Genomic DNA, 11,172 nt, shown 5'->3' with positions numbered 1-11,172 from the left:
CCACCACCCCCCCGTGCTGTCTTTCTTCGGGTGGGTGGGGGTTTTGGGGGGGGCGGGGGGGGGGCCGGGGGGGGGGCGGGGTGCGGCGGCCGCCGGGTGGGGGGGGGCGGCCCCCGCCGACGGGTGTCCCACCCGTCCGCAGCCCTGGGGGTGACTGTGGCGTCAACAGGTACGGGACCGGCGCGCCGGCCAGCACACGACCACGGGGCCAAGGCACCGCCGCCGCAGCAGCCGGCTGCTGAATCGGTCCGCCACCCGGTGACCAGGGCTGATGCCCGATCAGAGCCGACCCTCATCAGCTCGGTCCAGCGCGCCCTGCGCCTCCTCGAAGCGGTCGGCTCCCATCCCGACGGCGCGCCCGCCAAACAACTCGCCAGGGAGGCGGGGTTACCCCTGCCGACCGCCTACCACCTGCTGCGCACCCTCACCCACGAGGGATATTTACGGCGCGACGACGGCCTGTTCCGCTACGGCGAGGCGGTCCGCAAGCTGAGCGGTGGCGTATCGACGGCGGCGCCGACGCCGCCCCCGCAGCTCTCGACCTCGGTGCCTGGCCCGCGCGGCCAAGTGGCCTGCACGGTCGCGGCGCTCGCCCGCGACCTCGACGTGGCCGTCTACTTCGCCGTCTACCGCGAAGGCGAGGTCGACGTGGTGGCCACCGCCGACGCGCCCGGGGCGCCGGTCGTCGAGGAATGGGCCGACTTCCGGCAGACGGCCCACGCCCACGCGATCGGGCAGTGCCTGCTCTCCCAGCTCGACGCGGAGGAACGCGCCGATCACTTTGCGCGCCATCCGGTGCAGGCCATCACGCCGTATTCGGTACGGGACGAGGTGCAGTTCCGGCAGCGGATCGCCATGAGGCGGCGATTTCAGCCGGTGTGTGAGCAGGAGGAATATGCGCTGGGCACAGTCTGCGCCGCCTTTCCGATCATCGCTGGTGCAACGGCGGCGACCTTGGCGGTTTCCACCCCCCTGCATGAAGTGGAACGGCTCCGGCCCGCTGTTGATTCGCTACGCTCCAGAGTCGGAGCGCTCATCAGCTCCCTGTCGTTCTCTATCAGTATCTGAAATCTCACTCCTTGTGATCCGCTGAGTGTTGGCGGACGATGGCGTCAAGAGGGCCAGGCTGGCTGAAACCTGGCCATTCCCACCGACTCGGGGCGGCGAACGATGCGTGACACAGTCCAGGCAGAGGTAACGATGACCTTCCTCGTCTCGGAGGAGCTCTCCTTCCGTATCCCGGTCGATCTCGGGTACGACAAGGCCGATCCCTATGCGGTGCAGTTCACCTTCCACCTTCCCGGCGACGCGCCTGTGAGCTGGGCTTTTGCCCGGGAGTTGCTGCTCGACGGGCTCTGCGGGCCGACCGGCGAAGGCGATGTGCACATCTGCCCGACGGGGCCTGACGAACTGTCGGACGTACTGATCCGACTCCAAGTGGGCGTGGAGGGAGCCCTGTTCCGGGTCGGCGCGGCGCCGCTCGTGGCCTTCCTCGACCGTACGGACCGGTTGGTTCCGTTCGGCTGCGAGGAGGAGGCGAGCGATCCGGCGTGCAGCCTGGACGCGGTCCTTGACCGCATCCTGGCCGAGGACCGCTACGCAGGGTGAGCCCAAGGGGCGCTCACGGCGCGTTGCCTGGACGTTTTTGCACAGTGCTCCGTGAATGCGCCCCCTCGGCGCCGAAAGCGCTGCCCAAGCATGTACGGCCCGTACGGTGATTTCGCTTGCGCTTGCCAACTCCCTTGGTGCAGCGGCCCCTTCCGAGCAACGTCTACGCGCGTGCGGACGCGGGTGCGGACGCGGGTGCGTGGGGCCGGGGAAGGGACGCCGGTTCGTACGGGTGCGGCATGGGCTGGTTCGCGCGGGGCTACGTGGGCCGGTCCTGACGGCGGGCCGGGTGCTGCGACAGGCGGCGCGACGACCGCTGGCTCCGGCGTTCCGCCAGCCCCGTAAGACCGCCGGCTTCCGCCTGACCGCCGGGGTTCGCGGGCGCATCGGCGATCAACGACCTCTCGTACGAGTCGTGTTGCTGCCGTGAGAGGGCGGACGCAGGCGGCTGGAAAATCCCGCACGGCCCCGGGGGTTTGCCGGCGCGGTGGTCGCTGACGCGCGCTCGCGCGGGCGTGGCGGATGGCAGTCCGCGCGTACGACATCCGCCCGTGCGGGCTCGTCCGGGTGCGCCGACACCGGTTGTGCACAGGCGCATTGGCTGGGGGTACCCGCGCGCGGGCTACCCGCGGGCGCCGCCACCCTCCAGCCACTTCGCGACGGCTGCCGCACCGTTCACGAGCCGCCGCTGCCGCAGCGGTCACTTCCGTACGGCGGCCGGCCCGCACCGCCCCGAGGCCCGTGCGGTGGCCGGCTACTACCGCCCCGCGGCCCGAAGCGCGAACAGCCGCCGACCGCCCCAACCTGTCTCCGGCTGCCGCCCCAACTTGCCTCCGGCTGCCGCCCCGATCGGCTACTTGGCCCTGCGCCGCCGGCCCCTGCCCCGCCCCGGCAGCGTCGTGGCGGGTCCTGCGCCGCCGGCCGCGGGGATGCTCGCCGGCGTGCGGTCCGCCGAGACGACCAGCGCGGCGAGCGCCGTGGTGACCGGTACGGACACCACCAGGCCGATGCTGCCGACCAGCGTCCGTACGATCTCCTCGGCGACGAGTTCGCTGGTCGCCACGGTGCTGATGCCGCTGTCGGCGATCGAGAAGAGCAACAGCAGCGGCAGCGCGGCGCCCGCGTAGGCGAGGACGAGGGTGTTGACCACTGAGGCGATGTGGTCGCGCCCGATCCGCATCGCCGACGCGTACAACGTGCGCCAAGACGCCGTCGGGTCGGCCTCCTTGAGCTCCCACACCGCCGAGGTCTGGGTGACCGTCACGTCGTCGAGCACCCCGAGCGAGCCGATGATGATGCCGGCCAGCAGCAGCCCCTGGATCTCGATCTTCGGGTAGAGGGCGTGCACCAGGCCGGTCTGGTCATCGGTGTTGCCGGTCAGATGGGCCCAGTCGATGAACAGCGAGCCGAGCAGGCCGATCAGCAGCAGCGAGATCAGCGTGCCGACCACCGCGACCGAGGTTCTGGCGGTGAGGCCGTGACAGGTGTACAGCGCGATCAGCATGATGGCGCTGCCCCCGATCACGGCCACCACCAGCGGGTTCGAGCCTTGCAGGATGGCCGGCAGGATGAACAGCGTCAGCACGCCGAAGCTGATCGCGAGCGCAACGAGCGCAAAGATCCCGCGCAGCCGCCCGACCGCGACCACCACCAGTGCGAAGAGCCCGGCCAGCAGCGTCATGGGAAGCTTGCGATCGACGTCGGAGACCGAGTACTGGAGGTTCTCCGGCGCCTTGGGCGCGTACGCGAGGAGCAGTTTCTGGCCTTCCTCGTACCGTCGGGACGCGCTGGGTTGGACGATCTCGGTGAACTTCCGGCCCTTGTCCTTGCCCGAGGTGACCTCGATCGTCGTCTTCTCGCAGGTGTCGTCGCCGGCCGTGGCCCCACCGGGCGGACCGCCCGACTCGCCCGGCCCCTCGCCCGACTCCCCGCCCGCCGGGGGCTGCTGCGCCGACGGCTGGGCGCCCACCTCCGCGCACGGCACCTTGTCGATCTGCACCACGCGCCCGGACTCGGTCTGCCGGTCGAACCCGAGCCCCGCACTGTTGGCGTGGTCCGGGGCGCCACCCGGCCACAGCACGATCAGCCCGACCACGACCGCGACGCTGAACGGGATCAGCACCGCCGCGATCACCTTGCGCAGCCGCCGCGAGACGGGGGTGGCGGGGCCGTGGTTGTGACTGTGCCCGTGGCTGGGGCTGGGGCTGTGGTTGTGGTTGTGGCTGTTGCCGTGCCCGCGGTCGTGGCCGGGCCCCGGAGCGTGCCCATGACCGTGTGCATGCCCATGCCCATGGGCGTCGCCGTGGCCCTGGCCCGGGCCCGGGCTGGGGCCTGAGCCCTGGCCGTGGCCCGCGCCTTGGCCGGTTTCGGCCGGTGGTGCGGGGCCTTCGTGGCCCCCGGGCCCCTGGGCGTGGCCGGCCGCCGGGGTCGCCCCCGGCCCGGGTCCGGCGCCGACCGCACCTCCGCCGAACCCACCCGCGCCCCCGCCGGGTTCGCCCCACGCACCGTTGCTATCGCCAACACTGCTGTCAGCTCCGCCGCCGCTGCCGGTACCACTGCCAACGCTGCCGCCAACGCCGCCACCGTCGCCGGCGGGCGGCCCCGCGGGGGAACCCGCGGGCATCGGCGGTGCCGGAGGCGCAGGCCGGGTCGGTGGCGTCGCGGGGAGGCCGGGGCCACGTGGTGGAGGGCCAGCGGCGGGTGGCGGGACGTGGGGCTGCGGCCCGGCGGGGGGGCCCGGCCGCCGCTGGGGGCCCGGCTCGGTCGGAGTCATGCACCGATCATCGCAAGGCCCTCTGGCCCAATCCGCCGGGGAACCGTTAGCGTGGTGGCACCTTTGCACACGCGGGAGCTCGGAGCACCGGGCTGAGAGGGCGCTGACCTCCATACGGGACGACCGGCCGACGCCGGTGGGACACCGAAGGAAACGGCTGCGTCGACCGCCGAACCTGTTACCGGGTAATGCCGGCGTAGGGAGTAGGTCTCATGACCTTTCAGGACGCACGCACGCCTGCCTCCGTGGCGGCGACGGACACCGACGGCGAGCAGCCGCGCAGCATCGGATGGCACAAGGGCTATCTCCAGGGCTCGCGGCCCGACCTCCAGGTGCCCGTGCGGCGGGTACACCTCACCAACGGGCGGGACGTCACGTTGTACGACACCTCGGGCCCGTACACCGATCCGCAGATCGACACCGACGTGCGGCGCGGGCTGCCGCCGCTGCGCGAGAACTGGATCATCGGCCGCGGTGACACCGAGGAGTACGCGGGCCGTCCGCTGCGACCGGAGGACGACGGCGTCAAGCACACCTCGCCGCGCGGTGGCCTCAAGAACCTCGACGCGGTCTTCCCCGGCCGCCCCCGCCAGCCGCGCCGGGGCCGCGAGGGGCAGCCCGTCACGCAACTCGCGTACGCCCGCCGCGGTGAGATCACACCGGAGATGGAGTACGTCGCGCTGCGCGAGAACGTGGCGCCCGAGGTGGTCCGCGAGGAGATCGCCGCAGGTCGCGCCGTGCTACCGGCCAACGTCAACCACCCCGAGATCGAGCCGATGATCATCGGCAAGCGGTTCCTGGTGAAGGTCAACGCCAACATCGGCAACTCCGCGGTCACCTCCTCCATCGAGGAGGAGGTGGAGAAGATGACCTGGGCCACCCGCTGGGGCGCCGACACGGTCATGGACCTGTCCACCGGCCGCAACATCCACACCACCCGCGAGTGGGTGCTGCGCAACTCCCCGGTGCCGATCGGCACCGTGCCGCTCTACCAGGCGCTGGAGAAGGTCGACGGCCGGGCCGAGGAGCTGAGCTGGGAGATCTACAAGGACACCGTCATCGAGCAGGCCGAACAGGGCGTCGACTACATGACGGTGCACGCCGGCGTGCTGCTGCGGTACGTGCCGCTCACCGCCCGCCGCAAGACCGGCATCGTCTCGCGCGGCGGCTCGATCATGGCCGCGTGGTGCCTGGCGCACCACAAGGAGAGCTTCCTCTACGAGAACTTCGAGGAGCTGTGCGACATCCTGGCCGCGTACGACGTGACGTACTCGCTCGGCGACGGGCTGCGCCCGGGATCGATCGCGGACGCCAACGACGAGGCGCAGTTCGCCGAGCTCAAGACGCTGGGCGAGCTCAACACGATCGCCAAGCGGCACCACGTGCAGACCATGATCGAGGGCCCGGGCCACGTCCCGATGCACAAGATCAAGGAGAACATCGACCTCCAGCAGGAGATCTGCGAGGAGGCGCCGTTCTACACGCTCGGCCCGCTCACCACCGACGTCGCGCCCGCGTACGACCACATCACCTCGGGCATCGGCGCCGCGATGATCGCCTGGTGGGGCACGGCGATGCTCTGCTACGTCACGCCCAAGGAGCACCTCGGGCTGCCGGACCGCGACGACGTGAAGACCGGCGTCATCACGTACAAGATCGCCGCGCACGCCGCTGACCTGGCCAAGGGCCACCCCGGGGCGCAGGATTGGGACGACGCGCTGTCGGACGCGCGCTTCGAGTTCCGCTGGGAGGACCAGTTCAACCTGGCCCTCGACCCCGACACGGCCCGCGCCTACCACGACGCAACGCTCCCGGCCGAGCCCGCCAAGACCGCACACTTCTGCTCGATGTGCGGCCCCAAGTTCTGCTCCATGAAGATCAGCAGGAGCATCACGGAACAGTTCGGCGGCGAGGAAGGCGCCAGCCCCGAACAGATCGAGGCGGGCATGCTGGAGAAGTCGAAGGAGTTCGCGGCGGCGGGGAACCGGGTGTACTTGCCGTTGGCGGAATGACCTAGCGGTCAGCTGCTCGGCCACGGGACGGCGGCGCAAATGGTGCGCCGTGCCCGTGGCCAGCCGCCCAACCCCTGCGCGAGTCGGCTACTTCTTCTCGGGTTAGAACGAGGCTGTGCGGTTGAAGCTGGTGATGTTGAGCTTGATGCCCTCTGTGCTCTTCAGCGTGGTGGGCATTTCGCCTGTCGCGGTCTGATCCGGTTGTACGTTGCTAACGAACTCGGAGCTGTTCTCCACGCGGGTTCCGGTAGCGTCTACTGCCTCCCAGTCCCATGTGTAGTCAGACTTCTCGCCACTACTGTTCTTGACTGTCCACACCACCCAGATATTGGTGATACCTGCCTGGGAGCGGTCGTCGAGCTCGAATCGAACGAGATCTGCGCGCTCTGCCTTGCCCTTTGGCTCTTTCGCCTTGTGCGATGGGGTCGCATCTTCTTTGGTTTCGCTTTTCGGCGCCGGCGTAGTGCTGTCGTCGTCGTCATTACACGCGGTACCCAGGGCGACGACTGCTGTCACAGTTGTCACGGCGAGGACCGAGGAGAGTCTGTGGCGGCGGTTGTTCATGGCTGACTCCTCCCTGCCGCTTCTATCCTGCGCCGATTGGTGGAAATCTTCTCGGCGAGCCGCCTACTCTTCGGGGCTGAGGCTGTGCCAAGACGTTTGCCACTGCCGCACCGGGACCCGATCCAGGGTATTTGTTTCACGCCTTGGCCCCATGCGGGCGACCTGAGAAGACCACGGCATCCCACCTCTGCTTCTCTGGTGCGCGTTTCGCAATGCCTTCCTGCTGTTAGGCGTCGACGAACACCTGCCGCGCCCATCATGTGCGACGCCCAACTGCCAGTTGTGCCTGAAGCGGATGGTGGGGACGAGCGTATTCATCAGAGGCGGCTATAAAGGGTATTTGGGGAGTTCGCTGTGGCGGCGAACCGGGTGTAGCTGTCGTTGGCGGAGTAGTCGCGTCGACGGATGCGCGGGGCGCCACCCGCGCCCCCCGGCCCGGCGCCCCCGCGCCACCCCCACCGCACACCCCCGCGCGTAGCCGTGGCAGCCGCTCGGCACACTGGAGTCATGACAGCGAGTTCCCTGCGCAAGGGTGCGAACCTGCCCGTTGACGCCTCGGCCGTGCGGGTCGAGCTCAGTTGGGCCGATGGCTCCGGTGGGCCCGACATCGACGCCTCGGCACTGCTGCTCACCGCGGCCGGGCGGGTCAGGGACGACGGTGACTTCGTCTTCTACAACCAGCCGCGGCACGCGTCCGACGCCGTCGTGCACCGTGGGAAGCAGCGCGCCGCCGGGGTGCTGACGGACACCGTCGAGGTGGACTTCGGCCGGCTTGAGGCGGCCGTGGACCGGGTGTTGCTGTGCGCATCGGCCGACGGCGGCACCTTCGGCCAGGCGCCCGGCCTCACGCTGCGCCTGCTGGACGGCGCCGGCGGCGGCGAACTGGCGCGCTTCGTCATCGAGGCGACGACGGAGACGGCGCTGATCGGCGGCGAGCTCTACCGGCGCGCTGACCGGTGGAAGTTCCGCGCCGTCGGCCAGGGGTACGCCGCCGGGCTCGCCGGGCTCGCCACTGACTTCGGCATCACGGTCGACGACGCCCCGCAGGAGCCGGTACCAGCAGCAACATCGGCACCAGCACCAGCACCAGCACCTGTAGCCCAGCCCGTGCCGCCAGCCCCGTACGCTCCGTCAACTCCGCCCCCGCACGCCCCACCAGCCCCGTCTCCGCACCTCCCACCAGCCCCACCCAAGGGCGGCAGGGCCCACACCGGGCAGGCGCCCCCGGCCCCCGCCCCGGCCGAGTACCCCGCCCCGGGCGAAGAGGCACTCCCGGTCGACCTGCGGAAGCGGCTGTCGTTCCGTAAGGAGCAGGTGCGGATCAGTTTGGAGAAGCAGGGCGCTGCCGGGCTCACCGCGCGCGTCATTCTCGTACTGGACGCCTCGGGATCGATGTCCTTCCTGTATTCCAAGGGCGTGGTCTCCGACGTCGTGGAGCGAATGGCCGCGGTCGCCGCCCAACTCGACGACGACGGCACGATGCAGGCATGGACGTTCGCCACGAACGCGGCCCGCCTCCCCGATCTCGCGGTGGGTGAACTCCCGCACTGGCTCTCCCTGCACGTACGCGTCGGAGAGGCGAGCCTCTTCCGCCGCAAGAAGCCGCGCAAGGGCCTCAAGGACGGCCAGCTCGATATGCGGGATATCGGCATCCAAAACGAGGAACAGAAGGCGATCGCGCAGGTCAGGACCTACGTACGGGAGAATCCCAGCGAGGCGCCGACGCTGGTGTTGTTCTTCTCCGACGGTGGTGTCTACCGCAATGCTGAGATCGAACGGGAATTGCGGGCTGCCGTGCCCGAGCCGATCTTCTGGCAGTTCGTGGGATTGGGCCGGTCGCGGTACGGGGTGTTGGAGCGCTTCGACACGTTGCCCGGCCGTCGCGTCGACAACGTTGGTTTCTTTGCCGTCGACGACATCGGCACCGTCCCTGATCAGGAACTCTACGACCGCCTTCTCTCCGAATTCCCCTCCTGGGTCAGGGCCGCGGGCCAGGCGGGCATTCTCTGACCCCGATGCCTCGCCCTTCCCGTTGCCCTGCGCATTTCGCTCTGTACGGCTTCGCCATTCCCTCCGCTATCCGGCCCTGTGGTCCTGCCCGCCGAATTCCGGACTGGTGAAGTCGGGGCTGCTGTACCGCGGCCCGGGCCTGACATCGGGCCTGCCGTCCCCGGGGCTGGGGAAGCCGGGGCGGCTGTAGCCGAGGTGCGGGGTGCGGCCGGCGGGGCCCGGCCGGGCGGCGCGCGGCGGCGGGGCGGGCGCGGGGTCCGCGGCGGTGTCGCGGTCGGCGTTGGCCAACGCCTGCTGGACGAAGGGCAGTACGCCCCGTTCCAGCAGGGCCAGGTGCCACGCCTCGCGGGCCCTGGCCACCTCATCGGCCGAAGCCCGGGAGCGTCGGCCGCGCCCGGTGCCGCCGTTGCGTACGGCGGTGACCAGCAGGGCGGTCGCGGCGATGAGGATGCCGACGGCCGCGCAGACCGCGAACACCCAGCCCGCGGTGACCAGCGGCGCACCGCGGGCCGCGTCCGGTGCGAACACCCGGAGCAGGGCCCCGACCACGAGGAAGATCACGGCGGCTGAGCCGGCCAGCGCCGGTGCCAGGACCGTCAGCACGGCGACGACGCCGGCTCCCGAGCGGCCGGTGACGTCCCCCATCGCCGCGCCGAGCGAGGCCGCGGCCCGGCCCTGGGCGCCCTGCTTCCCCGCGGGGCCACCGGACGGGCGCGCATCGGCGCGTACCTGGACGTAACGGTCATATTCCACCGCCGCGCAGGCTGTGATCGAGGCCGCGGCGCCCAGGGCCATCGTGCGCAGTTGGTGACTGCTCAGCCGCTGGGGCGCGCCGGTCGGCTCGTCCGGCCGGTGTCCTGCCGTGTGCAGCGCCGCGTCGAGAATGCGCTCGAAGTCCGGGCGGTCCTCGGTGAGCAGGTGTGGAGCGCTGTTCATGTGCATCCCCCGATGCTCCGTGCCCCTGAAACCGGCTCCACCGGTCACGGGCGGAAAGGGAGGAGAGCCTGCTACGGATGAGCCGATGGTAGGGCCGACTTGCCGCGGGGTGACAGGGTGCTACCGGAGATTTCGCCCCGCGCGAGTGGAACTCCTATGTGCCCGCGTACCCGTAGGTTGAATCCTCAATCGTGGAGGGGGAACTCGACGACCAACAGCTTCCCGGCCATGGTGACCCCACCGTCCATGGCAATGGCCAGGTCATCGGCGTAGACGTGCGGCCCGCTGACCACCGGCGGCCCTTCGCCGCCGTCGGCGTCCTCGGTCCCGACCTCGCCCAGCAGGTACGGGATCGGGCTGTGGCCGTGCACCAGGCGCTCGCCGCCGTACGCGTCCAGGAGTTCGCGCGCGGCGAGCGCACCAGCCTCGTCCCGGAAGGCGAAGCGCTTGGTGAACTTCCGGAACAGGTCCCAGCACTCGTCCGCGTCGCCCCGCTGGAGCGTCTCGGTGACGGTGTCGTTGACGGCCTCGATCGAGTCGCCGTACTCCAGGTAGGCGGTGGTGTCCGAGTGGACGAGCAGGTGGCCGTCCTCCTCGACCATGGCGTCGAGCCGGGACATCCACTGCACGTGGTGGTCCTGGAGCCGCTCCATGTCGGTCCGCTGACCGCCGTTGAGCAGCCAGGCGGCCTGGAAGGACGCGGTGCCGGCGCCGGACTGCACGGGGGTGTCGCCGAACCGCTTGGCCCCGATCAGCAGGAGCTCGTGATTGCCCATCAGCGCCTTGCAGTAGCCACCGGCGGCGGCGGCCTGCGCGGAGAGCTGCATCACGAGGTCGATCACGCCGACGCCGTCCGGGCCGCGGTCGGTGAAGTCGCCGAGGAACCACAGCCGGGTGTTGCCGGCCGACCAGTTGCCCTCGGCGTCGATCAGCCCCTGCTCACCGAGCGCGGCGCGCAGCTCGTCGAGGTAGCCGTGGACGTCGCCGACGACGAAGAGCGGGCCGGGACCGTCCCGCTCGGGACGCGCCGTCGCGGCGGCCGGCTCGGGCTCGCCGGCGTCCGCGAAGCCTGCCGTGGAGAGGTCGGCGATGGTGCTGCCAGGACCGACCCCGCGCGCGATGACGGGCAGGTCGCGCTCGGTCGGGGTGTATTCGGGGTCGCCGTGCGGCGGCGGGGTGGCGGGGCCGGCGTGCTCGCTCCGGCCGAGGCCTCCGGCGGGCGCGCCCGCGGGGGCTGCCGTGCCGTCGGTGCCCGGGCCGGTGCGGTGC

Annotated in this window: 8 protein-coding genes; 4 read left to right on the top strand and 4 right to left on the bottom strand. The window is 70.8% G+C overall.

What is annotated here, in order from left to right; genetic code table 11:
* Positions 1–258: 258 nt before the first annotated feature.
* Positions 259–1,068 carry an IclR family transcriptional regulator gene (locus tag AAHZ94_RS18605; protein ID WP_349994085.1) on the top strand — a complete coding sequence of 270 codons (810 nt, stop codon included), beginning with the start codon at positions 259–261 and terminating at the stop codon, positions 1,066–1,068.
* Between the two features lie 102 nt (positions 1,069–1,170).
* Positions 1,171–1,608 (top strand): SsgA family sporulation/cell division regulator, encoded by a 438-nt coding sequence (locus tag AAHZ94_RS18600; protein WP_349994084.1) that lies wholly within the window; start codon positions 1,171–1,173, stop codon positions 1,606–1,608.
* 853 nt (positions 1,609–2,461) lie between these two features.
* Here AAHZ94_RS18600 and AAHZ94_RS18595 read toward each other — a convergent pair.
* A complete protein-coding gene (locus tag AAHZ94_RS18595; protein WP_502964711.1) occupies positions 2,462–4,231 on the bottom strand; it encodes a YibE/F family protein in 1,770 nt (589 codons plus the stop codon).
* A gap of 362 nt (positions 4,232–4,593) precedes the next feature.
* On the opposite strand from AAHZ94_RS18595, the gene thiC reads away from it, so the two are divergent.
* Entirely contained in the window at positions 4,594–6,393 is a 1,800-nt protein-coding gene (gene thiC, locus AAHZ94_RS18590) for a phosphomethylpyrimidine synthase ThiC (protein ID WP_349994083.1), read from the top strand.
* Between the two features lie 102 nt (positions 6,394–6,495).
* On the opposite strand, the gene AAHZ94_RS18585 is transcribed toward thiC, so the two are convergent.
* Positions 6,496–6,957 (bottom strand): hypothetical protein, encoded by a 462-nt coding sequence (locus AAHZ94_RS18585; RefSeq protein ID WP_349994082.1) that lies wholly within the window; start codon positions 6,955–6,957, stop codon positions 6,496–6,498.
* A 507-nt stretch (positions 6,958–7,464) separates the two neighbouring features.
* On the opposite strand from AAHZ94_RS18585, the gene AAHZ94_RS18580 reads away from it, so the two are divergent.
* Positions 7,465–8,967 carry a VWA domain-containing protein gene (locus AAHZ94_RS18580; RefSeq protein WP_349994081.1) on the top strand — a complete coding sequence of 501 codons (1,503 nt, stop codon included), beginning with the start codon at positions 7,465–7,467 and terminating at the stop codon, positions 8,965–8,967.
* 66 nt (positions 8,968–9,033) lie between these two features.
* Here AAHZ94_RS18580 and AAHZ94_RS18575 read toward each other — a convergent pair whose 3' ends face one another.
* Both AAHZ94_RS18575 and AAHZ94_RS18570 read right to left on the bottom strand, forming a co-directional pair.
* Positions 9,034–9,909: a hypothetical protein gene (locus AAHZ94_RS18575; RefSeq protein WP_349994080.1), complete on the bottom strand. Its 876-nt coding sequence runs from the start codon at positions 9,907–9,909 to the stop codon at positions 9,034–9,036.
* A 179-nt stretch (positions 9,910–10,088) separates the two neighbouring features.
* Positions 10,089–11,172, bottom strand: a 1,084-nt coding sequence (locus tag AAHZ94_RS18570; protein WP_349994079.1) for a metallophosphoesterase, incomplete at its 5' end; no start/stop codon positions are given.

It is taken from the genome of Streptomyces sp. HSW2009, from assembly GCF_040240285.1.
Classification (GTDB): Bacteria; Actinomycetota; Actinomycetes; order Streptomycetales; family Streptomycetaceae; genus Streptomyces.
Note: the sequence above shows the minus strand (reverse complement) of the source record. Positions and strands in the feature narration are given on the sequence as shown.

What these genes read in the sequence shown, in the direction of transcription:
- AAHZ94_RS18585 (WP_349994082.1), bottom strand. Translation starts at nt 6,957, where the DNA reads ATGAACAACCGCCGCCACAGACTCTCCTCGGTCCTCGCCGTGACAACT.
- AAHZ94_RS18600 (WP_349994084.1), top strand. Translation starts at nt 1,171, where the DNA reads ATGCGTGACACAGTCCAGGCAGAGGTAACGATGACCTTCCTCGTCTCG.
- thiC (WP_349994083.1), top strand. Translation starts at nt 4,594, where the DNA reads ATGACCTTTCAGGACGCACGCACGCCTGCCTCCGTGGCGGCGACGGAC.
- AAHZ94_RS18595 (WP_502964711.1), bottom strand. Translation starts at nt 4,231, where the DNA reads ATGCCCGCGGGTTCCCCCGCGGGGCCGCCCGCCGGCGACGGTGGCGGC.
- AAHZ94_RS18575 (WP_349994080.1), bottom strand. Translation starts at nt 9,909, where the DNA reads ATGCACATGAACAGCGCTCCACACCTGCTCACCGAGGACCGCCCGGAC.
- AAHZ94_RS18580 (WP_349994081.1), top strand. Translation starts at nt 7,465, where the DNA reads ATGACAGCGAGTTCCCTGCGCAAGGGTGCGAACCTGCCCGTTGACGCC.